Genomic DNA, 22,991 nt, shown 5'->3' with positions numbered 1-22,991 from the left:
AAAGGGGGAGCAAGATGACTCCAGAGCCGTCGGCAAGAGCGTTTAAGGATGAGTTGTATGGACAATTTGCTCGTATCGGGAAATGCCTGTCTAGTGATAAACGTCTGGAACTGCTGCATTTATTATCTCAGGGTCCCAAATCGGTAGAAAAGCTGGCCAAAGGAACAGAGATGAGCGTAGCGAATGTTTCGCGTCATCTTCAAGTGTTATTAGATGCCAGGCTGGTGAAATTTAGCAAGCAGGGGACGTATGTCATTTATACATTGGCGAACCCTGAAATTTTAGGATTTTTAAATTCCTTGTGGCGTTTATCCGAAAGTCAGCTGGCAGAAATTACGCGGATCAAATCGAATTTTATGAACAACTTTGAGGAAATACAGACACTTTCACTGAATGAGGTATTAAATAAAGTCGAAGACGGGAGTATTATTCTTCTCGATGTTCGTCCGGCAGAAGAGTTTGAAGCGGGTCATATTCCCGGGGCGGTTTCTGTACCGATGGAGGAACTGGATACTTATCTTCAAGGTCTTCCCAAGGATACCCGGATTGCGGCATACTGCCGGGGACCTTACTGCATTTTTTCAACTCAGGCTGTGGAAAAAATGCAGCAGGAGGGATTTACAGCGTTTCGTATAGAAGAGGGAGTATATGAATGGGGGCAAACCCGGTAAATTCATGTACCTCTCTTAGTTTGATTTATAGGTGGATGATGTACTAATCTTGCAGAAGACAAGAGAATGTGGGGTGGGAAATTGCAAATTCATTGCTTGCAGCATGTCCCGTTTGAATCGCCGGAGCACATTGCCGTTTGGGCCAGGAATAAGGGGCACCAGCTTAAGACCACGTTAATGTACGAAGAAGATCAGAGCCTGCCTGAGCATGATGATTATGATTTGCTTGTCGTTTTGGGTGGTCCGATGGGAGTGTATGATGAGGAAAATATCCCTTGGCTGAGTTTAGAGAAACAGTACATAAACCAGGCTATCCATGCTGGAAAGTTAGTGCTGGGTATCTGTTTGGGAGCTCAACTCATTGCTGAGCAAATTGGGGGAGTTGTGGAGAAGAACCCGTGGAGGGAGATTGGCTGGTTCCCGGTAGAACTGACCGACGCAGCCCAAGACTCTGTATTTTTCCAAACGTTCCCGCAGCAGTTTACACCATTTCATTGGCATGGGGATACCTTCCGTTTGCCGGCAGAAGCGAAGACGTTGGCGTTTAGCGCAGGGTGTGGTAACCAAGCCTTCGAATATAATGGTCATGTCGTTGGCTTGCAATTTCATTTGGAATCTAACGAAGACAGTATCCGTACAATCATAGAGCATAGCGAAGACGAAATGGAGCCGGGGAAATATGTTCAGACACCAGCGGAAATGCTGGGACAACCCGAACTAATCAACTTATCCAATGAGCTGCTGTTCACGCTGCTGGGGTTAATGGAAGAGAAGTTCCAATCGGCTGCTGAGCAGTAAAATAGAGGTGGAGCGCAAGGATGATCAATCCCTGTGCTCCACTTTTTTTGCTTTTAGTCGTCCCGGCCCAAGCCGCAGACAAGATCGGGACCCTCACTATATTAATTTATTTAAAGCTTCCTCTAACGTTACAGAACCCGTGATAAGCTCTGTTCCCTGACGTTCAAAGTCAATCCAGCCCGAGTTAAATCCATCCAGCATCTCCAGACGACCGTTCACGCGATCAGCAATTCCGCCTTGCTGAACAAAAGTATCTGCCCAATCCGAACGTGGAATCAGAATAGCTTCTACATTTCGGTTTAAAAGCTTGGCGAGCGTAGAAGCGATGTCTTTAGGCGAATACGCCGCAGGTCCTTGCAGTTCAAGGTAGCGGGTGCCTTCCCAAGTCTGCTGAAGTGTAGCGGCGGCAATTTTGCCAATATCCACAGTGGAGATCATGGGTATTTTACGATCCAGGGGTGCAAGATAAGCTTGGATATGCCCATTACTCATGGCGGGCTCAATATCCCACAGCGAATTTTCCATAAACCAGGCAGCCCGCAAAAAGGCTGAAGGGATCGATAACTGGCTTAATTCCTGCTCTAAAATATGCAATGAACCAATAATACCAAGACCCTGAGGATGTTGTGCGCCTACAGAAGATAAAGCAACAAATTTCTGGGGAGCTGCTGCTTCCAACGCCAAGCGAATAGATTTAACCACTTCTTTTGTTTCAGGAAAACCCTCTTCCGGATAAAAGTAAGGAGGATTCATCACAAAAACAGCCTCTGCTCCGGTAAAAGCGACTTGCAGAGCTGCCGAATCACGGTAGTCCGCAGTCACCACTTCCGCGCCTCGTTCTTTCCATGCGCTTGCCTTTTGTTCATCGCGAACAACAACTCTAACACTCTTGCCTTCTGCAAGAAGCTGATTAGCAACGGCTCCTCCGACTTGTCCTGTAACGCCCATGACTGTATACATCAATATCACTCCTTAAGATTTATGGGAGAAGTATATCATCGCAATTTACAAATTACAAGTTACAAAATAATTAAAACGTAACTTGTAGGTATAAAAACGCCAGCTGAACTTCGATCGGGGATAGATCGAGCCCATGCTGGCGTTACTGGCGATGGTTTATTTTGTTATAGATAATCCGTTCAATAAGACCTGCCAAATGGCTTGGAATTGCGCGTCGGAATGAGGTGATTCCCACTCTGCAGAATGGGCGGCATGATGGAATCTCGTTGTTGCGATAAATACGGCAGTAGCGGCCTGGCGGGGATCCTTGCAAGCGAAGATGCCGGACGATACCCCGTCTTCAATGATTAATGTTAGTTGATCTATTAGATGCTTAACATGGACTTCCAGTGCGCCTTCGGTCTCTGCGACCATAGCTGCGTACATGGCGAACAATTCAGGATCTTTTCTGGCGCGTTCCCGCTTGAATTCCCGTAAAGTATCCAGCCAACGGTACACTTTTTGATCGGCTGGGATATCCTCAGCAGCCACAACATTCAAAGAATCGAAGACGCTGTGCATCCAGCGTTCCACAACCGCTTTACGCAGTGCCGCTTTATTGTCGAAATATTTATACAACGCTGCATGGCTGACATGAAGCGCACGAGCGATATCAGATATGTTAGTCTTGGCGAGTCCGAACTTGCGGAAGACAGTCTCGGCAGTGTCAAGAATTACATCTTTGGACAACGATACATCAGTCATTAGGTTTAATCCCCTTAATATAATGGATTACAAATTACAGTTTACATATTACAACTATTATAGACGATGCTTGAACAGGAAAACAAAATAATTTGCATTGCTCCAGAGATGAAGGTTAAATGAACCACGTTGCGTAAAAAAAGACTTGCATTTTATCCAAAAAAGGCGTATAGTCTTACTTACCGGTGATTGAGATCACCACTAAATAATATGCGGTCGTGGCGGAATTGGCAGACGCGCACGGTTCAGGTCCGTGTGGTAGCAATACTGTGGAGGTTCGAGTCCTCTCGACCGCATCATAGTTAGTAAACAATGAGCTCTTGAATTGTCCTTGTGACGATTCGAGAGCTTTTTGTTTTAACCGAACCGAAGACAACCGTTCTTTCTTTGTGTAAAAAGAGAGAGCGGTTGTTTTTTTTGATTTACATTTTTTTAATGAAGTGTTGATTCTGTGCTGATATTTCTCCTTTAAAGTTGTGACATGTTCTTTTATTTGTTGTGAATTTGTGAGATTTAATAGAAAAACACACTGAAACGGTCATGGACAAAAGGAGCTACCTATGAAGCGAATTGCAATAGACATTGATGAAGTCATGGCAGATACAGCCATCTCACATCTGGAGCTGTTTAATCTGGAACACGGTGATAACGTGACACTGGAAGAACTGCAAGGAACCACCCTTGTCAACATTCGACCAGAGCGTCGCGAAGAAATCGAAAGCTACTATGAATCCGAGCAATTCTTTCGCCAGTTGAGTGTCATACCGGACAGTCAGAAGGTTATTCGGGAATTACAGAAACATTACGAGATTTTTATTGCCACAGCGGCGATGGAAGTTCCTGCGTCGTTCCAAGCGAAATATGAATGGCTTAAGGAGCATTTTTCCTCTATACCTGACAGCCATATTGTATTCTGCGGTGACAAAAGCATTATTCATGCCGACTATCTAATCGATGATAATGTGAAGCAACTAAAGCGATTCAAGGGGACAGGCATACTTTACAGTGCTGCTCACAATATTTTTGAAACGGGATATACCCGGGTGAATAACTGGCTTGAGGTACAAGAACTGTTGCTTGGAGAGCGAGCCGAGGTGAGGCGGTGACGAGGCATGGACGATCCTTGGGAACGCAGCGGCGGGAGAATCCAGTGGAGCCGCTTGCTCACTGGCGGTTTACCCCTGATGGAGTTGAGCATGGAAGTCTGCAGAAGGAGAATCTTGTTCTGCGGGACTATAGCGGTAAAGGAAATCGATTATTACTTACCTCTGTAAACCTGGTGCCAGGGCACAGCGTTACAGCCTCTGACCTTTTAACCTGGGAAACAGAAGAAGGGGAAGAAGGGTTGGCTTTTCGCAATGATCGCCTTCCCAAGGGCTCCGGTTATTATTTTTGGACAGAGCAAGAGGCTCCATTGAATAAGGAAAGCATGTTACAAGGCTTTACGATCGAGGCGATTATTCGTCTTCCCGATCCTTTCGATGAAGTTCGCCACAGCTGGATGGGTGTATTGACCCGCCAGGGACAGGGAGGAGAACTTGGACGAAGCGGTGAGCGTGAGCTCTTGTCCTCTCTATCCGTATCCAACTGCAAGGAGATACAGTGGGTCAGCCATCCGGAGAATTTACACACCTCGACAACGAACTGGACGCGCCAGTTGGAGGCAGGAGACTGGCATCATGTAGTGATTGTCAATGATACGCACCGTACCCTGTTATTTGTTAACGGCATCTGTGATTATAACAGCCCTTTGGAAGGTATTTCCGGAATCGCTGCGGTCAAGGAAAGAGGCTGGAACGTAGGCGCTTCCGAATGGGCTGGAGGAATTGATACTCTATTTACCGGGACGATTAGGGAGATTCGTGTTACAGGAGAAGCGCTCCACCCGGACGACTGGCTCTGTAAGATGGAGGCGGAGCAAGTGCTGGAAGGAAGCTTTGAGGGTGAGCCAGAGCTGCAGCGGGAAGAGAATTATCATTTTGTCTTTATTCCCGATCCTCAAATGCAAACCTATTTGAACCCGGAGATGCTTGAGGCCCAAACAGCCTGGATTGTTAAGCATGAGGATCACTTGCAGCTGGCTATGACCGCCTTTGTCGGTGATCTGGTACACCGGAGTGAGGTCGAAGTCGAATGGGAGCGTGCCTCGGTTGCCGTTGCCATGCTTGATCAAGGCAAGGTGTCTTACATGATGACAGCAGGCAATCACGATTACGATGAGCATCATACGTATTTACACTATTTTGGCCCTGAACGATTTCAGGATAAAAGCTACTACCGTGGTGCTTCACCCTCTCGTTACAGTTCTTATGGGTTGAAGCCGGCGGGAAGCTACACCTACTTATGGCTGATGGTTGATATGGAACATCTAGAGAAGGACATGGACTGGTGCCGGGACATTCTCGAAAGTCATCGGAATTATCCGACCATCCTTGTCTCGCACGATATTATGTATACGACCCGGCATCGGGCCATGAATCTCCCTGAACTATCAGAGAATGGTGTCTTAATCTGGAAGGAACTCGTACATCCCTACGATCAGGTGTTCATGACCGTGAACGGACACTTTAACGGTAATGTGCATCAGGTGCGTAAGAATGCCAGTGGGCAAGAGGTCATTCAGATCCTCGTTAATTACCAGGATCGTTATAGAGGGGGGAATGGTTGGCTGCGGCTTGCTGAATTTGATGAGGTGGATAACAGAATGAGATTCAGAAGCTTCTCGCCATGGGTAGCATCGCTGGGAGTTTATGAGACTTTAGAGTACCCGGATTACCGGTTTCTAACCGGACGGTATGACGAATTTGAGTTGGCACTTCCATTCAAAACAAGATTTGCATTTGCAGCACAGCAGTAAGGGGTACAGGAGAGGGGAATAGAAACAGATGTCATTGTTGGCCGAGGAACGAAGAGACTTCATTCTCGAACAAATCGATGCTCATGGCAAAGTAAGGGTAACGCTGCTGGCTGAGCAGCTTAAAGTATCGCAAGAGACTGTACGCCGGGACCTGTTCCAGCTGGAGGAAGAGGGGAAGCTGAAACGGGTCTATGGTGGAGGTGTCAAGACACAGTACGAAGGCGGGGAGCCGCCGTATCAACAGCGCAGCATAATGAATTATGAGGCCAAACAGATCATCGGGGGCAGGGCGGCAGAGCTGGTCCAAGATGGAGATACCATCTTTATGGATACCGGAACCACCATTTATGAAATGGCTAAGGCCTTGAAAGGTAAAAAGCAAATTACCGTCATTACGAATTCATTAACTGTGGCTAACCAGCTGTGCGAATCGATCGCCAAGGGACTCGTGCATGGCCGAGCTATCTTGCTGGGTGGAGAACTCTCACCTTTTCAACGTTCCGTAAGCGGGTATCTGTGTCAGGAAATGCTTAAAAATTTCTATGTGGACCATGCTTTTATCTCCATAGGCGGGATTTCCATCGATACTGGAATTAGCGATTATGACTTGAACGATTCTGTGATTTCTAGAATGGTAATGAATAGCGCCAAAGAAATCATTGTACTGGCGGATCACAGCAAGGTAGGTATTCAGGCTAGTTGTCATTTAGCTTCGCTTGAGAAAATCGACGTAATCGTAAGTGACAAAGTTTATCCTTCGCTTTGGGAGGCAGAATTGGAGCGTCAAGGCATTACTTGGATCACCGCCGATCATTCTGAATGAAGAAGCGCCTGTAAGGAGGAGAATGAACCATGAATATGAAACTATCGGCTGCTCCTATGAAAAGAAAGAGTACAGAGAGAGCTGCCGGCAGCAGGCCCCGGATCTGGAATCGATTGATTGGCCATTATCAGCTTTATCTGATGCTATTGCCTTGTATCGCATTTTTCATTATTTTCTCTTATATTCCTATGGGCGGAGTGGTTCTGGCCTTCAAAGACTATCAGTTCAACAAGGGAATATTCGGAAGTCCATGGGTTGGATTCACATATTTTGAGATGTTCTTTGAAGATCCGTTTAGTCTGCAAATTATTAAGAATACCATCATTATCAGTCTAATGAAGGTTTTTCTGGCCCTGCCGTTCCCGATATTGCTCGCTGTGATGCTCAATGAAATCAAGAGGAAAAGGCTGCTGCATGTGTTTCAGGGTATCGCTTATCTGCCTCATTTTCTGTCCTGGGTTATCGTAATCGGCCTGGTACAGCGGATTCTTTCGCCCGACACCGGCCTGGTTAATCAGGTGATTTCTTGGTTTGGCGGTGACGGGAGCACCTTCTTTTTAATGAAGGAGAATGCGTTCTATCCGGTCATGTTCTGGAGTTATATCTGGAAGGACATTGGCTGGAGTTCGATCATTTATTTTGCAGCTATTGTGGGGATTAATCCGGCCTTGTATGAAGCAGCAAAAATCGATGGCGCAGGAAGATTTCAACAGATGTGGCGTATTACGCTGCCTGGTATCCGTCCTACCATCATGATTATTTTCATTCTATCTCTAGGTAATATCTTATCGGCAGGATTTGATCAGATTTACCTGCTGAGAACACCGGGCAACATGAATCTTTCAGAAATTCTCGATACGTACCTCATTCATATGGGACTCGAGAGCGGACAGTTTGGATTCGGTACAGCTCTGGGTCTAATGCAAGGCTTTATCGGTCTGATTTTAGTACTAGTCGTCAATCGGATATCCCGTAAATGGTTCGAAACTTCATTATGGTGAGCTGGCGGACGTTGCAGTTTGGCCTTTCACAATAGAAAAGCTAGGGAGAGGGAGAAATCAACCATGATTAAGAAAAGTTACTCCAATTTGCTTCTGCTTCTACTGGTATTTGGAATGGTGTTAACGGCATGCGGAGGGAATGACGCTCAGAGTAGTTCTAATTCTGATACCGATTCGGCCAAGAAAGCCGGAAAGCCTGCAACCTGGATCGCGGACCGTACAATCAAAGGCTTGATCTTCATGGGCAGCGATGTAACAGAAGAGATGAATCCCGACATTATGAAGAAGCTCAAGGAGATGACAGGTATTGACCTGCAGCTCCAGGCTGTAGGTTTCGACGACTCTACGAAAGCACTGGCAGCCGGGCTGGCTTCGGGCGATCTGCCGGATTTTATCGGTTATTATCTGAATGATAGCGGCCGTCCGGAGATGGGGCTTATTAACAAGGCTGCTTCAGAGGATATGTTTTATGATGTCGCTCCAATGCTGAAAAACACAAAGGTATACAGTAAATATCTTGAAGATAACTATCTTCCTATTGATACGAAGTATGGTGTGATGTTCCGGCCAGAATATAACGGCGCTGCTTATAGTGTGCACATCAATATTCCAAGAGAAGGCGGATATGGGGTCAGGAAATATATCTCGGGACCGTATATCCGTAAAGATATTGCCGATGCCCTTGGTGTAGACCCGCGTAAAATTACAACCTCTGAGCAGCTTTATGAATTGGCTGAGAAAATTAAGGCAGGCGGGTTCAAAGATAAGAACGGCAAGGCTGTGTTTCCGATCGGACCTGTCCTTTGGGGAGGCTCTGACCGACAAGGGCTATATAATGACCTTGTATGGACAGGCTTTAACGGTGAAGGCTTCAAGCGCGACGCTAGCGGTAAAATCTTGCATGAGAGTCAAACAGACTATGGTCTAAAGCGCGTAGAATTTGTACAGAAGCTGCTAAAAGAAGGATTGATGCATCCGGAGTATTACACAATGGAAGAGACCCGTGTAAAAGAAGGCGTGCTTAATGATTCATTCGCGATTGTGGGGGAAATGCATAATTACGTTGACGAAGACAAGGATGGCCGGTATGTTCCGCTGGGTCCGTTGAACTCGGTAGACGGTCCTTATCAGATGGATTTGACTTATAAAAGCGGATACGGTGCATGGTCCATTCCTAAATCCACCAAAAATCCGGAAGATATTGTGAAGCTAGCTGATTTCCTCGCTACTCGTGAAGGTAAGCTGCTCTGGAATTATGGACTTGAGGGCCGGGATTATGATTTGAATTCCCAAGGAAATCCGGTACCAAAGAAACAAGTGCTTGATCTGCTGCAAAAAGACCCGGTTAGTGCAAAGAAGCTTGGATTTTCAGGGGTCGGTAACGGTTGGGGCTGGTTTCTTGGGGGTACAGATGTGGATGATCTCAAGGATTTTGGTGAGGCAACCTATGGCGCCAATGAGACTCCAGACCAAGATAAAGTACCACTTGAACTCGCTAAATACTGGGGATATGACGAAAAAAGGAGTCAAGCGAAAGTGAAAGACGGCTATTCAGCACTTGCCTTCATGGGAGAGTTCAGCAAAGGGAATCAATTGAGCATGGCGCTCGACAAGTACAAGGAGAGTGTGGTTCGAGCCTATTATGCTAAGGACATGACAGAGGCAAAGACGATACTGGATGCTGCGGCGAAGCAGCTTCAGATTGCAGGGCTTGATGATTACATCAAACTACTAGAGGAAAAAAGTAAGGACCCTAAAACTCAGCTGCTCTTTTAATTCTGTATGACAACGGGGGATACATGGCATGAAGAAAGCTTCGATGTTTTCTGCAGGTATGGAAAAGACAGTAGATGTGATGAATTATGGATTATTGATATTGTTGAGTCTTAGTATCCTATTGCCGCTTATTAATGTACTTGCGCTAGCCTTCAACGTGGGATCTGATGCGGCAAAGGGAGGCATTTATTTCTGGCCAAGAGAGTTTACGCTAGAGAACTTCCGTGAAGTATTCAACCAATCCAATATTCTGAATGGGTTTATGATTTCTATCTTTCGTACGGTCGTAGGTACCTTTCTGAGCGTGATCTTGACATCTATGGCCGCTTACGCGCTTAAGAGCCGCACTCTCCCGGGGCACAAGCAGCTGACCTTCCTGATTTTTTTCACGATGCTGTTTAGCGGCGGAATCATTCCTTATTATATTGTGCTCAAGAATCTTTCGCTTACGAATAGTATCTGGGTCTACATTATTCCGGCATTGTACAGTGTGTGGAACATGTTGATTATGCGGTCATTTTTTCAGCAGACACCGGAAGGTCTGGAAGAAGCCGCACGAATCGACGGCTGCAGCGACTTTGGCATTTTCTTTCGGATTATTGTCCCGGTCAGCAAACCTGTTTTTGCCACCATTGCTTTGTTTAATGCCGTAGAGCACTGGAATGATTGGTTTACAGGCGCCTTTTATGTCCGTGATTCCAATTTAAAGCCGCTCTCTACGGTACTGCAGGAGATGTTGACGAAACAGCAGGCGCTGGCAGATACCTTAATGAAAGCGAGCAATCCTGCACAATTGCAAATGATTGATAAGATCCAGGTTACTGGCACTTCCTTGAAGATGGCTACGATTATTATTGTAATTACACCCATTCTGATGATTTATCCGCTGCTGCAAAAGTATTTTGCCCAAGGTGTGATGATTGGTTCGATAAAAGAATAATGCTTGAAAGGAAGGAATTGAACTTTGCCGGATGAACGTAAAGATCGGCTGAAGAGTTATAGTCTGCTTTCTCTGACTTGGCCGATATTTCTGGAGAACCTGTTTGGAATGCTGCTTGGCATCGTCGATACGATGATGCTGAGCGGCTACTCCGATACAGCGGTTACGGCTGTAGGATTGGCCAATCAGGTGTTGACCATTGCCGGGATGTTCTTTGGATTTCTGACTGTAGGTACTGCTGTAGTGTTGAATCAATCTCTGGGTGCAGGCAGGCCGCAGGATGTGGAGAGGATAAGTGCGCTTTCTCTTACACTTAATGTAATTCTTGGCCTTCTCATAAGTATGACTTTGTTATTGTGCCCTGGTGTTTTTCTTAATGTGTTCAAATTATCGGGAGGGATCATGGAGCAAGGCAAGGTCTTTCTGTCGATCGTTGGTAGTTCGATGCTAATGGTTGCCATTAACATGACTTTAGGTACCATGCTCCGCTGCCGCGGCATCGTGAAGGAAATGATGCTGGTGTCCCTGGCCAGCAATGTTATCAATATTATCGGGGTGTATATTGTACTTAAACATCCCTTTGGTATGCCGGTTTTAGGTGTAGGAGGTGTAGCTGCTTCTACGTGGGTCTCAAGGTTGTTCGCATTGCTGGTATTGCTTATATTATGCAGTCGCAGTCTGCCTCATCGTGTCCGGCTGCTTCCACTAAAGAGCTTTCGGAAAGAAGATATCCGACTATTGTTTAAGCTGGGGCTTCCATCGGCAGGCGAACCCATATCGTATAATTTGTCACAGGGTGTGATTACCTATTTTATTTCCGTGCTAGGGGTAGCAGCGTTAACGACCAAGATCTATACACAGAATATAACCTCATTCGTTTTTGTGTTTTCAATGTCTATCGGTACGGCTACCCAGATCATTGTGGGTCATTTAATCGGCTCAAACCACAAGGAGGATGCCTACCGTTCAGGACTGCGAAGCTTAAAGACGGGGCTACTCGTGACAACGGCTGTCAGTATTTTGCTCTATTTTATCTCAAGTCCGTTACTTGGATTGTTTACTTCAGACACCGGGATCATTTCACTAGGCCGGGAATTATTCCTGTTATCCATTCTTCTGGAGCCGGCCAGAGCCTGTAATATGGTGCTGATCAGTTCCTTGAATGCGGCAGGAGATGTACGTTTTCCAGTTCTCATCGGGATCATTTCGATGTGGGGGATTAGTGTACCGATGGCATTTCTATTTGGTGTGGTGCTGCATTTTGGCTTGGCAGGTATCTGGCTTGCCTTTGCAATTGATGAGTGGATCAGGGCTTTAATGATGTTCTACCGATGGCGAAAGCAGGCCTGGAAGCGGCTAGTGATCGTCTCACAAGAACAGCTAAATATGTAAAAAAACCAAGAACCACATGCGAGCGTATGCTCGGTGTGGTTCTTGGTTCGTTGTTATTTTCGAACCGAAAGAATGAACTTCTCCAGCGGTCCTGTATCGGTAATAATCCCATTGCATTTATCGTTGTCCATACAGACGTATTGACCAACCGCAGAATAATTATCCGGCGAAGCGTTCGCAGGTTTGGTCTTGACCGAGAAGAAAGCAAGCTCTTGATGCCGATTGCAGAACAGGCAATACCCGCTCTTATGTGTCGGCGTAATTCTTCCCTCAATCCCAATGAACTGACCTTCGAATGGATATACAATGAATAATTTATTCGAAGCAATATCGATCCAGCTCAGATACGTCACAAATCGAAAATCGATGGATGAGAGATCAGGTACTTTTAGCTTCTTAGTCTTAGGGAACAACTTCTGAATTTGTTTTAGCGTAATCGTCGGATATGGCTCTAGGTAAGGCTCTAGTGCGCTGACATATCTCTGGAAATCATAACCAGACTCTAAGGTCGAGATTTGTTCCAGCATCTGCTGCTGCTCCTGTGTAATAGAAGGAAAGGCTTCAGTAACGATTGTTGCAGCACGAAATCTTACAGTCTCCAAAACTCTACGGTCTGCGACGGTGCGCAGTGTGTTCTGAAGGAATTCACTTTGTTTCTTAATAACGTTATATTGATGGTTTCTAATGAATGGTGTATTCATAGCTTTTCAGCCCCTTATTTTTAATGGAAAAATATAAGGTGCAAAGCCCATTATTAGAAACGATAATGTTAAGTTTGGGCGATGAAATCTGTTCTATCGCACCTCACACAAAGTATCGCCCTAGTATTAGGCTTTGCATGAGGACACCCTAGCTAATGAGCAATTCTGCGTTGCCATGTCTATACAACCCCCTGTCACATATCCTGAGGAAAGTATAGCATATAGGCCTAAAAGGCACAAAGTTTAGAGGAACGTTAGCTGAAGACAGATAGTGCGCTATACACTAGTAGTAATGCCATGACAATATTAAAAGCTTTTTGATACTTTAGCAGAAAGCTCTGGAAGAGAGAGCCGAACAGTGCCCAGCTAAAGGTGGCGAGAAAGCCGACAAAAGCAAGAAAGACAGCAAAGCCTATCAATCTGAAGTTCGAGTAATGGTAGGGTGTGATAAAGGTGGAGATGACAGTGATTCCATACAGGATCACTTTGGGATTAATGAATTGCAGCAATAATCCAGAGAAAAACGAGTTGTTATTGGAAGTAGAATCATCTCGTTGTTGGGAGCTGCTTCTAACAATCTTTACAGCCAGATACAGCATATATAGACATCCCAAAATGTTCATCCCAACTTTTATGCGTGGAATAAAATGGTATAATACCAGATTGAAATAGCTGGAGAGTAACATAATGGCTAAGAAACCTGCACCGACGCCTAAAATAAAAGGAAATGATCTTCTTAGGCCCATTCGGCTGGCATTTGACATGGCCATTATATTATTGGGGCCTGGTGTAAAGGTAGTAACGATGACATACGACAAAAACGGAATAAAAGACATGCTTGAAACCACTCCTCAAATATATGCTACAATTGAACAAAATGTACGTCATAACATTCTGTGCTTCATGATTGTACAATAAATACGCTATAACGCACAATAGCAGGGAGTTGAGTATTTTGGATAATATTCAGTTGATCTTCGCTAAAAATCTGAAAGCTTTGCGTAACCAGAGAAAGCTCAGCCTGGACAAAGTATCTGAATTGACAGGAATAAGTAAAACGATGTTGGGGCAGATCGAGCGGGGAGAGTCCAATCCATCGATTACAACGGTATGGAAGATTGCAAATGGGCTAAAGGTTTCGTTCACTGCTCTGATCAATCAATCCCAAACGGAAGCGGTGGTTGTAGCCAAAGAGGATATTCAATCTCTTACTGAAGAGGAAAAATACCGATTGTACCCGTTCTTTCCTTATGACGATGGAAGAAAATTCGAAATCTACACGGTAGATATTGATCCGGGAGGGGAGTTAATTTCCGAGCCGCACCAGGAGGGGACCGAAGAATACATTACTGTATTTGAAGGGGAGATGACGGTACTGGTTGGTGGCACTGAATATAAAGTTAAAGCTGGTGACGCCATTCGTTTCAAAGCGGACAGACCACACTCTTATTTCAACAGAGAAAATACAAAGTGCCAAATGAACATGGTCATATACTATGGCGGTAATCACTAGCGCTGAATAGCCCGAACAATGGGGAAGGCTTTGGCCGAAGCGTAGCATAACAAGAGGCTCGTAAACCAGCATTTGTAGCGGTTTACGAGCCTCTTTATGATTGTTATTCAAATGTATCAAACAAACTGCGAGCGGTAAGCTGCTCTTTAAAGGCTTCCAGTGTCAGCTGCTCTGATAGGCTATCTTTCGAGACGGTGACGGTTTTTGCGGCAGAAGCGGACAAGTCAAAGATGTTATCGCTCCAAAGGGAATCCGCATGGCTTAAACTAAGTTCCACAAATTTGGCGAGCGACTGGCTCTTAACTTCAACGATGAACTGATCTTCTGTCTCGGTGACAGAGGTGCTGATCTGTGGGTCCAGGTAATTAAAATGCTTGGATTTCACAAACAGTACAGTTCCTCCGCTGACCGATTGACCGTCTACGATATAGTCGAATTCCAGGTAGCTTTCTCTTTGCTTCTGCTTGGTGTCCAGTACAGAACCGAAATCCAGATTGGTGATCTCCTGTGTGGAAAGAGCATCAACGGATACCGCCAGCTCACCGCTCTGAATGAGTTCGGAACGGGTGTTCAGGAGACGCCAGCTTAGATGTCCTGTGGTTTCGTTCAAGGTTTCGTTGGTCACATGCAGCGAGACAGTGGTTCCTTCTTCGCACGCGGAGGCCAGTACCGGAGCGAAGAATCTTTTAGCCGCGTAATGACCTGCTTTCCATCTACCGAAATAGTCCAGACTGGACCAGGAAGCTACCGGCCAGATGTCATTCAGCTGCCAATAAATAGCGCCCATACATCTTCCGCGGTTTCTTCTCCAGTGCTCGATCCCATTGCGCATGCCTTCCGCCTGTATAAGCTGGGAGACATACAGCAGGTTATCGAAATCTTTCGGATACTTAAAATATTCGCTGATATAGTACAGAATCTTCTCATTGCCGGTACCGTTCTTCTGGTGAGACTCCATGACGTAGGAGAAAATATTCCGGTCTTCTGGCAGTGTGAACGACTCCACAGTTTTTAGTGACGGGAAGGATTGCAGACCAAACTCCGACATGAACCGCGGGAAAAGAGTTCTGAATTCGGTGATCGGCTTGCGTCCGTGCCAGACATCCCAATAATGCATATCCCCAATGTTCTCGTTGTTCGGGTCATCGAAGTTACCCGTGGAGGAAGGGGATGACCGCCAGTAGAAGGTGTTTGGATCAAGCGATTTGGACAACTCCGGCAAATACTCTTCGAATTGCTTGAGATAGTCTTGTTTCAGCTTTTCGCCGTACCGTTCTCCCCAGCCCCAATATGCCCAGGCATACTCCAGCTCATTGTTGCCGCTCCACAGACCGAGGGAGGCGTGGTGACGGATTCTTTTCATATTATCGATCGTTTCTAGCGTGATGCTGTCTTTGAACTCGTCGGTAAAATCGTAATTTCCACACGCATACATATGATCCTGCCACACAATCAAGCCATACTGGTCGCACAGATCATAGAAATAATCATCGGCATAATACCCGCCGCCCCACACACGGATACAGTTGTAGTTAGCTTCCACACAGCTTTTAATCAATTTTTCTGTTTTTTCATAGTTGATCCGCCCGAAGACGTTATCTTCCGGGATATAGTTCGCGCCCATGGCGAAGATGCTCTTACCGTTGACTTCAAACTCGAAGGACTCGCCCCAAGTATCTTTGACTTGCTTGACAGTTAGCGTGCGAAGACCGATCGTAAGTGTTTTGTCATCAATGACTTTAGCTCCGCTAGACAGTTCCACCTTTAAGGTATACAAAGGTTGACTGCCGAAATTGTTCGGCCACCAGATTTGCGGGTCGGTAATTGCCAGAGCCAGTGAGGTCTGAGAAAGGTTGACGGCGGACACCTGTTCGTACACTTGCCCATCCGGGGATTCCAGAACGGCCCGCAGGTGTAGTTCGGCTTCCGACCAATGTTGAAGATCTACCTTGATGTCCAGATGGACCTTGTTCTCGCTATGTGTCTGGGTCACATATACATCATCAATTCGCCCATTGTCATAGCCGTGAATGGTGATGTCCCGCCAAATCCCCGCATCGGGAATTTGCGGACCCCAATCCCAGCCGAACATACTGTGCGCCTTGCGGATATGAGAGATCCCTGGAACGGCATCCGCGCAGCTTGAGAGATGCTGTTCTTTTTCTTTTTCCAAAGCGTACAGGGTTGCCGATTGAATGAGGACATGGATCACATTGATCCCGGGAACGAGCACATCCTTTACGTCAACCTCATAGGTTCTGTGCATGTTATCCGCTTTCAAAACAAGCGTACCATTTATAGAAAGGTCACATAGGGTATCCAGCCCCTCGCAACGCAGCAGGACAACATCATGGTCCAGAAGATCTTTTTCCACGGAAAACTCTCTGGTGTATTCAAAATCGGATTTGGACAGCTCCAGCGCGTCATATTCATTATCTCTGAAGAACGGATCTTCCATTTGACCGGCCTGAAGTAAATCATTAAACACAGAGCCAGGAACGTTGCCGTTGATCCATTCCGAATCATCCGTTTTTTTCATCTGCCATATACCGCTAAGTGTTAACAATTGCATCTGCATTCCACCTGCTTTTTAAGAATTTTATTGTGCTATATTGGTATATAGTATCAGCTGAATATCAGGATAGTCTTGTATTGTTTCATCTTTTTTTGTGCTATATTAACATAGGATTTAACAGGAGATTGAAGAACAGGCCGTTGGCCGGAGTTGACATCATATGAGGTGAGAAGAATTGACACAAGCGACCCTTTTAAAAGCCGAAACGCTGATTGACCCCCAGGTACAGTCCACTTTTCATATTGAATATTCGATTAAGCACACCACACCGCTGCACTATCATGATTATTATGAAATTTTTATTATCACAGAAGGTAGATGCGTACATCATATTAATGGCGAGGCACAGGTTTTGGAGCCTAATACGATGGTGTTCATCCGCCCGGACGACATGCACTGGTATGACTTTTATGAGGAGAATGACTGCCAATTCATTAATGTTAACTTTTATAAAGAAGTGGTGGAGGATGCTTTTCATTATTTTGAAAATTCCGTCTTTGCCGGGAAGCTGAAAGGCTTGAAAATGCCGCCTTATGTCATTCTGCCGTCTTTCGATATGGAGACGCTCGTCCAGAAGAGCAAGCTGATTCATCTGTATACGAGCATAGATAAGCAGAGGGCCAGAATTTTAGCGCGCAGTTTTCTGACGGATGCGTTGACCTACTACTTTTTCAATGATCAGGATCAGAACCAGAAAGAGATCCCGCAGTGGCTGAATGCACTTCTTATGGACATGCAGAAAAAAGAAAATTTCACAGGCGGTCTGAGCCGCTTGAATGAAATATCCGATCATAGTGTTGGCCATATCAACCGCGTATTCAAGCAATATCTCCACACGACACCGACGGCGTACATCAATCAATTGAGGCTCGGTTATGCCAAAAATCTTTTGCTGACCACTAATCTGACGATTCTGGAAATCTCCTATGAAGCCGGATTTGACAATCTTAGTCACTTCTATCATTTGTTCAAAATACATTATGGAGCTTCCCCGGGGAAGATTCGTTCCCGTTAGGAAGCCCAGTGTGATTTCTGTATCATATATAAATTTAATAATGCATAAAAATTAATTGGCCGCTCTGCGTAACAACTCCAAGCGAATTTCAAAAAAAGAAATGGAGGTAGGGAAATGTCCAAAGTAACAAAATCGAATACATTGTTAACCCGGGTCTTTGCTATCTGTATGAGTTTCATATTCATAAGCTCTTTTTTTAGTTATGGTGCCAAGGCCGCAGAAGCCAGTCCGCAATTTAAAGTCATAGCTTTTTACAACGGAACTTGGGACGCAGCCCATATAAGCTTTGTAAACGAAGCAAACAGAAGGTTTCCTGAGTTTGCCAGCAGGTACAATTTTTCATACGAATCGACAAACGATTGGAGTAAATTAAATACTTCTAATCTTTCCCAGTACCAGGTTGTCATTTTTTTAGATGATGTACCTCCTGCTGCTCAAAGACCCGCATTTGAGCAATATATGAGAAATGGCGGAGGATGGCTGGGTTTTCATGTAAGTGCTTTCACCACAAACCCTTCTTCATGGAACTGGTACTATAACGAATTTTTGGGGTCGGGGGCCTTTAGATCAAACACGTGGTTCCCAACGCCAGCTACCTTGCGCCTTGAGAACAGTACCCATCCTGCCACCAGTAATATGCCGGCAACATTCAAAACCCCTGCAAGCGAATGGTATAGCTGGTCGGTTGATCTGCGCACCAAACCCAATATTGATATCCTATATTCCGTCGATCCTGTGAGTTTTCCTCTTGGTACGGATCCCAACCAATCTTGGTACAGTGGTTATTATCCTATAGTTTGGTCCAATAAAAATTATAAAATGATGTATGCCAATATGGGTCATAATGATATGAACTATGCAAACAACACAGCGAAATCCTATACTTTTTCTGATGAGACACAGAATAAACTTATTATTAATGCTCTTTTATGGATGGGTGGCGGTCAACAGCCTAGCACGTCCTTTAGTGTGCCGGGTACGATAGAAGCTGAGAATTATTCCAGCATGTCTGGAGTACAAACCCAGAATACTACGGATACAGGCGGTGGCCTAAATGTTGGCTGGATCGATCCCGGCGATTGGGTGAACTATCCCGTCAATGTCGCTTCCTCTAATACGTATAAAGTAAGTTACAGGGTAGCCAGTCCAAATGGAGGCGGCACCATTCAAGCTGAGAATGGTACTACAGGTCAGGTATTTGGTTCTGCCCAAGTCCCTGCTACAGGCGGTTGGCAGACCTGGACCACAATTTCCCATGATGTTAATCTTTCTGCTGGAGAGCAGCTTTTAAAATTATCATTTCCCTCTGGAGGGTTTAATCTTAACTGGATTAAAGTCGAGGAGAAAACACCGAGTATAAGAATTGAGGCAGAGAATTACATCGAAAGTAATGGCGTTCAGAAGCAAGACACAACAGACGTTGGTGGAGGGCAAAATGTGGGATGGATCGATCCTGGTGACTGGATGACTTATTCAACGCCAACTCCCCTTTCTCCGGGGACTTACACTATCAGCTATAGGGTAGCTAGCCCCAATGGCAGTCAAATTCAATTTGAACGGGCTGGCGGCGGAGCAATATTCGGCACCATTACAGTCCCGGCAACGGGAGGATGGCAGACCTGGACCACCATCTCGCATGATGTCCTGCTAACATCTACAGAACAGCAAATTGCGTTATCTTTTCCAACCTTAGGCGGCTTAAATGTGAATTGGTTTACGATTACTAAGAAGTAATAGGTTGTTTAAGCACAATGCTCCTATTTGCTGTTAAAACTATTTTATCCGGTGGTCAGAAACAGCGTTTAACCTAGGCGGTAGGCCTAATGAAGAATCCGGATATGCTTATCCTTGATGAGCCGACTTCCAACAAAGCCTCCAAACCGGCACTGAAGCGGGATGGAGGCTTCTATTTTTTTGAAGTATAGAAAGCCGTGGCGTGTTCTTGCGGCCATTAGTGGGCTTTGTTTATTGTTTTACTTGCTCTCTACTTGCTTCGCAATATCCACCCACTCGGTAGCATGGCCATGGGTGAAAAGTTCATCAGGCGTCAGCTCAACTACACTGGTGGGACTGCCGCATGCCGGGAACAGCGTATCAAAGCGCTTAACTGAGACATCGATATACACAGGAATGTGATCCGCGACAGCGAAGGGACAGACACCGCCAACCTGCTGATCCAGTTGTTCCTCCACTTCAGATGCCGTAAGCATCCTAGCCTTCATACCAAAGTAATGACGGAACTTCTTATTGTCGATACCCACGTCACCGGCCATTACGATCAGCATGCAACCCTCATCTTTTCTGAGACTAAGTGTCTTGGCAATTCGGGCGGGCACAACACCAATGGTATTAGCCGCTTCCTCAACCGTTGCACATGAACTGTCAAAATGCTTGATTCGACCGGTCATTCCCTGTTCTTCAAAATACGTAACAATCTTCTCATAGGACATTATTTCGGACTCCTTCTCAATCTAGCAGTAGATTAATAGCACTATAAACTAGCAATAACGCCATAATTACATTGACCACTCGCCAGTAGTTGTTAATGACATTATGAAGCAGCACGCCAGCGATAACCCATACATGTGTTGCCCCGTTACCGATTGCAGCCGACAAGAGGATAAAGCCGGCAATTGCAGGATACGAGGAATAATAGGGGAGAATGTAGGCGATGAAAACGGTCAGCCCCCATAATATTATTTTCACATTTACGAATTGCAAAATAAAGCCGCGCAAAAAGGATGACGAGCCTGATTCCTGATCTTCATTCTTTGCAGGTTTACTTGTGATCGTACGGAAGGCGAGGTACAAGATATACATACTGCCGACATATTTTAAATAGATCAGGATGCCAGGCAGATATCTTCCCAAGATTACGCTGAAGAAGCCGCAAAGGATCATTACTGCCAGAAAGCCAGTATAAATTCCGAGCAGCAGCGGCTTGCTTTTTTTCAACCCATAAGTACTGACTTCATTTAATGCGAGAATGTTGTTAGGTCCTGGCGAAAGAGCTGTCGTTATTGCATATGCGAAAAAAGAGATCCATAGTGTAATATTCAATTGAAAAGCACCTCCTTTTACGTTACGATAGCATAAATCGATATTTTAATATAATTGAAACAATGAATAATAAAATTCGATTCTATTGAACTGAAAGAAGGATATTCTCATGGAATTGAAATATTTGTACACAGTGAAAACCATTCTAGAAGCTGGAAGCTTTCAAAATGCCGCCCGGCAGCTAAACTATACACAGTCCACGATTACCTTTCAGATGCAGCAGCTTGAACAGGAACTAAACGTCAAGATCTTTGAAAAGATAGGACGGAAGATGGTACTGACGCAAGCCGGAAAAGAGATTTTGCCGCTGATCGATAACATAATTAAGTCTACTGAACAGATTAGTAACTATGGTAAAAGCACACTTGAAATTAGCGGTGACCTGAATGTTGCTATTCCTGAATCTCTATTGATCTATAAATTCCAGCCTCTACTAAAAGCTTTTAAGGAGCAGGCTCCGCGTGTGAAGTTATCCCTGCAAGCCCTAAACTGCTATGTCATTAAAGATAAAATCGTAAGCGGGGGAGCTGATCTGGGGATACACTATGATGTAGGGGGGAGTTCTGCCTCTGTAATGAACAGATCTTTGTCTGCACATAACCTGGTGTTGATCGCTTCACCGCTGCTGGTCGAAGATCAGCATAACTTTACGGCGAAGAATCAGGTTAAAGCAGTCAGCATGATCGTTAATGATCCAAGCAGTATTTTTCAGCAAAAATTCGATCAGTATATTAAAGACAAGAACATTGTAATGGACAACATCATTGAGGTCGGGAGCATTGAAGCAACGAAGCGCTGTGTAAGCAGTAATTTAGGAGTGGCCTATTTACCACGCTTTACAGTGGAAGAAGAGCTAAGGAATCAATCACTTATTGAACTGCCGACAGAGCTTGAATCTGAACGTATCACAGCGATCTGCTCCCATCATAAGAATAAGTGGCTTAGCCCAGCGATGGAGTTGTTTGTATCTTTGTTGGAAGAACATTTGGTATAGAAATGGCGTCTGAGGACAAAAGAAAAAGGATCAAAATATCTGGAAATCAGATATTTTGATCCTTTTTACGTTATGCTATTTCTTTCCGTATTCTTTATTAAATGTTTCTACAACATCATCAATGGTACGAGTGACAGGGATGAAGTTTCCTTCATATCTTTGCTGAATATACTCTTTGACTTTGTCAGAGTGAAGTACGGTGTTCAACTTCTTGAAAGCATCTGCTTTGTCTTTTAGAATATCCTCTTTCGTTGCCACCACGTTAACATAGGCGCTCTCTTGTTCGTTCTCATGGAATAGGGAGGTATCCAGCTTGTACCCTGCCTCAAGAGCTACACCATTATTAATAATGGCTGCGTCAACGTCATCCAGCACTCTTGGAAGCATACCGCTTTGCGCTGTAATAATGTCAAGCTTATGAGGGTTCTCAGCAATCTGATCCACCCCGCCCTTGGCAAGGTCGAAGTTCTCTGGCAGCTTAATGAGTTTGGCTGATTCAAGCAGCTTCAAGGCCCGGACCAGATTGGACTGATCGTTCGGAATCGCAATCTTGGCGCCGTCTTTAATCTCGTCTACATTCTTGATTTTCTTGGAGTAGATGCCGAGGGGGGCAATGATCGTCGTATCCGCCGCCACCAGAGAAGAATTGTGAATGCCATTCCAACTTGTCAGATAAGCGATATGCTGGAAGGCGTTGGCTTCGAGGTCTCCATCAGCGAGCGATTGGTTCATATCTACCTGACCAGATAGGGTGACGACCTCAATCTTCAATCCCTCTTCTTTGGCTTGATCCCGAACAAAGTTCCACAAATCGCTCTGAATATCTGTCGTTCCTATTTTCAGTGAAGCTTCACTGGCAGAGCCTGTCTCCTTGTTACTGCATGCAGATACCAGCAAAACTGCCAATACCATAGATCCTGTTAATAAAAGCCGACCCCATTTTGATTTCTTACTCATCTGTAAAGACCCTCCTAAAGTTGAATGAAAAATAATGACGCTTAATTCCTAGTAAACACATGAGAATTATTAAAATCATACCAGCTTTACTTCGAATGTCAATCCTTAGTTGCTCAATAGAGGAATTGATTTCCACTGCAATCTAATGTATCATAAATTCAAATTAAAACTGAGTATACCAATTTATTAACTATGTTTAACAGGTTCTTTTTTC

Annotated in this window: 21 protein-coding genes and 1 tRNA gene; 14 read left to right on the top strand and 8 right to left on the bottom strand. The window is 45.0% G+C overall.

What is annotated here, in order from left to right:
• The first annotated feature begins 14 nt into the window (after positions 1-14).
• Both ACFVU8_RS09305 and ACFVU8_RS09300 read left to right on the top strand, forming a co-directional pair.
• On the top strand, positions 15-671 hold the full coding sequence (locus tag ACFVU8_RS09305) for an ArsR/SmtB family transcription factor (RefSeq protein WP_387426944.1): 657 nt from the start codon (positions 15-17) through the stop codon (positions 669-671).
• 66 nt (positions 672-737) lie between these two features.
• Positions 738-1,469 (top strand): type 1 glutamine amidotransferase, encoded by a 732-nt coding sequence (locus tag ACFVU8_RS09300; RefSeq protein ID WP_387426941.1) that lies wholly within the window; start codon positions 738-740, stop codon positions 1,467-1,469.
• A gap of 96 nt (positions 1,470-1,565) precedes the next feature.
• On the opposite strand, the gene ACFVU8_RS09295 is transcribed toward ACFVU8_RS09300, so the two are convergent.
• Both ACFVU8_RS09295 and ACFVU8_RS09290 read right to left on the bottom strand, forming a co-directional pair.
• Positions 1,566-2,429 (bottom strand): NmrA family NAD(P)-binding protein, encoded by an 864-nt coding sequence (locus ACFVU8_RS09295; protein WP_387426939.1) that lies wholly within the window; start codon positions 2,427-2,429, stop codon positions 1,566-1,568.
• Between the two features lie 156 nt (positions 2,430-2,585).
• Positions 2,586-3,173, bottom strand: a complete 588-nt coding sequence (locus ACFVU8_RS09290) for a TetR/AcrR family transcriptional regulator (protein ID WP_387426936.1) — start codon at positions 3,171-3,173, stop codon at positions 2,586-2,588.
• A 212-nt stretch (positions 3,174-3,385) separates the two neighbouring features.
• On the opposite strand from ACFVU8_RS09290, the gene ACFVU8_RS09285 reads away from it, so the two are divergent.
• The 8 genes from ACFVU8_RS09285 to ACFVU8_RS09250 all read left to right on the top strand — a co-directional run bounded on the left by ACFVU8_RS09285 (position 3,386) and on the right by ACFVU8_RS09250 (position 11,962).
• A tRNA-Leu gene (locus ACFVU8_RS09285) sits at positions 3,386-3,469 on the top strand.
• A 264-nt stretch (positions 3,470-3,733) separates the two neighbouring features.
• A complete protein-coding gene (locus ACFVU8_RS09280) occupies positions 3,734-4,279 on the top strand; it encodes a 5' nucleotidase, NT5C type (RefSeq protein WP_387426933.1) in 546 nt (181 codons plus the stop codon).
• Positions 4,276-6,030 (top strand): LamG-like jellyroll fold domain-containing protein, encoded by a 1,755-nt coding sequence (locus ACFVU8_RS09275; protein WP_387426931.1) that lies wholly within the window; start codon positions 4,276-4,278, stop codon positions 6,028-6,030. The genes ACFVU8_RS09280 and ACFVU8_RS09275 overlap by 4 nt, the downstream gene beginning before the upstream one ends.
• 28 nt (positions 6,031-6,058) lie before the next feature.
• Positions 6,059-6,853 (top strand): DeoR/GlpR family DNA-binding transcription regulator, encoded by a 795-nt coding sequence (locus tag ACFVU8_RS09270; protein ID WP_387426928.1) that lies wholly within the window; start codon positions 6,059-6,061, stop codon positions 6,851-6,853.
• Between the two features lie 29 nt (positions 6,854-6,882).
• Entirely contained in the window at positions 6,883-7,854 is a 972-nt protein-coding gene (locus tag ACFVU8_RS09265; protein WP_376767068.1) for an ABC transporter permease, read from the top strand.
• 63 nt (positions 7,855-7,917) lie between these two features.
• Positions 7,918-9,630, top strand: a complete 1,713-nt coding sequence (locus tag ACFVU8_RS09260; RefSeq protein ID WP_387426927.1) for an extracellular solute-binding protein — start codon at positions 7,918-7,920, stop codon at positions 9,628-9,630.
• A 28-nt stretch (positions 9,631-9,658) separates the two neighbouring features.
• Positions 9,659-10,570 (top strand): carbohydrate ABC transporter permease, encoded by a 912-nt coding sequence (locus tag ACFVU8_RS09255; RefSeq protein WP_387426926.1) that lies wholly within the window; start codon positions 9,659-9,661, stop codon positions 10,568-10,570.
• 24 nt (positions 10,571-10,594) lie between these two features.
• A complete protein-coding gene (locus ACFVU8_RS09250; RefSeq protein ID WP_387426925.1) occupies positions 10,595-11,962 on the top strand; it encodes an MATE family efflux transporter in 1,368 nt (455 codons plus the stop codon).
• Positions 11,963-12,015: 53 nt separating this feature from the next.
• On the opposite strand, the gene ACFVU8_RS09245 is transcribed toward ACFVU8_RS09250, so the two are convergent.
• Both ACFVU8_RS09245 and ACFVU8_RS09240 read right to left on the bottom strand, forming a co-directional pair.
• Entirely contained in the window at positions 12,016-12,663 is a 648-nt protein-coding gene (locus tag ACFVU8_RS09245) for a FusB/FusC family EF-G-binding protein (RefSeq protein WP_379466359.1), read from the bottom strand.
• A gap of 254 nt (positions 12,664-12,917) precedes the next feature.
• Complete coding sequence (locus ACFVU8_RS09240) at positions 12,918-13,499, bottom strand: LysE family transporter (RefSeq protein WP_387426924.1); 582 nt, start codon at positions 13,497-13,499, stop codon at positions 12,918-12,920.
• A gap of 116 nt (positions 13,500-13,615) precedes the next feature.
• On the opposite strand from ACFVU8_RS09240, the gene ACFVU8_RS09235 reads away from it, so the two are divergent.
• Complete coding sequence (locus ACFVU8_RS09235) at positions 13,616-14,176, top strand: helix-turn-helix domain-containing protein (RefSeq protein ID WP_175406440.1); 561 nt, start codon at positions 13,616-13,618, stop codon at positions 14,174-14,176.
• A gap of 103 nt (positions 14,177-14,279) precedes the next feature.
• Here ACFVU8_RS09235 and ACFVU8_RS09230 read toward each other — a convergent pair whose 3' ends face one another.
• Positions 14,280-16,748, bottom strand: a complete 2,469-nt coding sequence (locus ACFVU8_RS09230) for a beta-mannosidase (RefSeq protein WP_387426923.1) — start codon at positions 16,746-16,748, stop codon at positions 14,280-14,282.
• Positions 16,749-16,926: 178 nt separating this feature from the next.
• Between ACFVU8_RS09230 and ACFVU8_RS09225 the strand changes: the two genes are divergently transcribed.
• A complete protein-coding gene (locus tag ACFVU8_RS09225) occupies positions 16,927-17,766 on the top strand; it encodes a helix-turn-helix domain-containing protein (RefSeq protein ID WP_379466356.1) in 840 nt (279 codons plus the stop codon).
• A 114-nt stretch (positions 17,767-17,880) separates the two neighbouring features.
• Entirely contained in the window at positions 17,881-19,500 is a 1,620-nt protein-coding gene (locus tag ACFVU8_RS09220) for a carbohydrate-binding protein (RefSeq protein ID WP_387426921.1), read from the top strand.
• A 239-nt stretch (positions 19,501-19,739) separates the two neighbouring features.
• Here the strand turns inward: ACFVU8_RS09220 and ACFVU8_RS09215 are convergent, their stop codons facing one another.
• Both ACFVU8_RS09215 and ACFVU8_RS09210 read right to left on the bottom strand, forming a co-directional pair.
• Positions 19,740-20,216 carry a YbaK/EbsC family protein gene (locus ACFVU8_RS09215; protein ID WP_379466354.1) on the bottom strand — a complete coding sequence of 159 codons (477 nt, stop codon included), beginning with the start codon at positions 20,214-20,216 and terminating at the stop codon, positions 19,740-19,742.
• Between the two features lie 16 nt (positions 20,217-20,232).
• A complete protein-coding gene (locus ACFVU8_RS09210; protein WP_379466353.1) occupies positions 20,233-20,826 on the bottom strand; it encodes a LysE family transporter in 594 nt (197 codons plus the stop codon).
• 109 nt (positions 20,827-20,935) lie between these two features.
• On the opposite strand from ACFVU8_RS09210, the gene ACFVU8_RS09205 reads away from it, so the two are divergent.
• Positions 20,936-21,820 (top strand): LysR family transcriptional regulator, encoded by an 885-nt coding sequence (locus ACFVU8_RS09205; RefSeq protein WP_387426919.1) that lies wholly within the window; start codon positions 20,936-20,938, stop codon positions 21,818-21,820.
• Positions 21,821-21,895: 75 nt separating this feature from the next.
• On the opposite strand, the gene ACFVU8_RS09200 is transcribed toward ACFVU8_RS09205, so the two are convergent.
• Positions 21,896-22,777, bottom strand: coding sequence for a MetQ/NlpA family ABC transporter substrate-binding protein (locus ACFVU8_RS09200; protein WP_387426918.1), 882 nt, complete (start codon positions 22,775-22,777; stop codon positions 21,896-21,898).
• Positions 22,778-22,991 lie beyond the last annotated feature (214 nt).

Source organism: Paenibacillus sp. NPDC058177, from assembly GCF_042883835.1.
Classification (GTDB): domain Bacteria; phylum Bacillota; class Bacilli; order Paenibacillales; family Paenibacillaceae; genus Paenibacillus_AQ; species Paenibacillus_AQ agri.
This window is presented reverse-complemented; position numbering and strand designations above follow the sequence as displayed.

What these genes read in the sequence shown, in the direction of transcription:
- ACFVU8_RS09305 (WP_387426944.1), top strand. Translation starts at nt 15, where the DNA reads ATGACTCCAGAGCCGTCGGCAAGAGCGTTTAAGGATGAGTTGTATGGA.
- ACFVU8_RS09300 (WP_387426941.1), top strand. Translation starts at nt 738, where the DNA reads ATGTGGGGTGGGAAATTGCAAATTCATTGCTTGCAGCATGTCCCGTTT.
- ACFVU8_RS09295 (WP_387426939.1), bottom strand. Translation starts at nt 2,429, where the DNA reads ATGTATACAGTCATGGGCGTTACAGGACAAGTCGGAGGAGCCGTTGCT.
- ACFVU8_RS09290 (WP_387426936.1), bottom strand. Translation starts at nt 3,173, where the DNA reads ATGACTGATGTATCGTTGTCCAAAGATGTAATTCTTGACACTGCCGAG.
- ACFVU8_RS09280 (WP_387426933.1), top strand. Translation starts at nt 3,734, where the DNA reads ATGAAGCGAATTGCAATAGACATTGATGAAGTCATGGCAGATACAGCC.
- ACFVU8_RS09270 (WP_387426928.1), top strand. Translation starts at nt 6,059, where the DNA reads ATGTCATTGTTGGCCGAGGAACGAAGAGACTTCATTCTCGAACAAATC.
- ACFVU8_RS09265 (WP_376767068.1), top strand. Translation starts at nt 6,883, where the DNA reads ATGAATATGAAACTATCGGCTGCTCCTATGAAAAGAAAGAGTACAGAG.
- ACFVU8_RS09260 (WP_387426927.1), top strand. Translation starts at nt 7,918, where the DNA reads ATGATTAAGAAAAGTTACTCCAATTTGCTTCTGCTTCTACTGGTATTT.
- ACFVU8_RS09255 (WP_387426926.1), top strand. Translation starts at nt 9,659, where the DNA reads ATGAAGAAAGCTTCGATGTTTTCTGCAGGTATGGAAAAGACAGTAGAT.
- ACFVU8_RS09245 (WP_379466359.1), bottom strand. Translation starts at nt 12,663, where the DNA reads ATGAATACACCATTCATTAGAAACCATCAATATAACGTTATTAAGAAA.
- ACFVU8_RS09240 (WP_387426924.1), bottom strand. Translation starts at nt 13,499, where the DNA reads ATGTCTTTTATTCCGTTTTTGTCGTATGTCATCGTTACTACCTTTACA.
- ACFVU8_RS09230 (WP_387426923.1), bottom strand. Translation starts at nt 16,748, where the DNA reads ATGCAATTGTTAACACTTAGCGGTATATGGCAGATGAAAAAAACGGAT.
- ACFVU8_RS09220 (WP_387426921.1), top strand. Translation starts at nt 17,881, where the DNA reads ATGTCCAAAGTAACAAAATCGAATACATTGTTAACCCGGGTCTTTGCT.
- ACFVU8_RS09215 (WP_379466354.1), bottom strand. Translation starts at nt 20,216, where the DNA reads ATGTCCTATGAGAAGATTGTTACGTATTTTGAAGAACAGGGAATGACC.
- ACFVU8_RS09205 (WP_387426919.1), top strand. Translation starts at nt 20,936, where the DNA reads ATGGAATTGAAATATTTGTACACAGTGAAAACCATTCTAGAAGCTGGA.
- ACFVU8_RS09200 (WP_387426918.1), bottom strand. Translation starts at nt 22,777, where the DNA reads ATGAGTAAGAAATCAAAATGGGGTCGGCTTTTATTAACAGGATCTATG.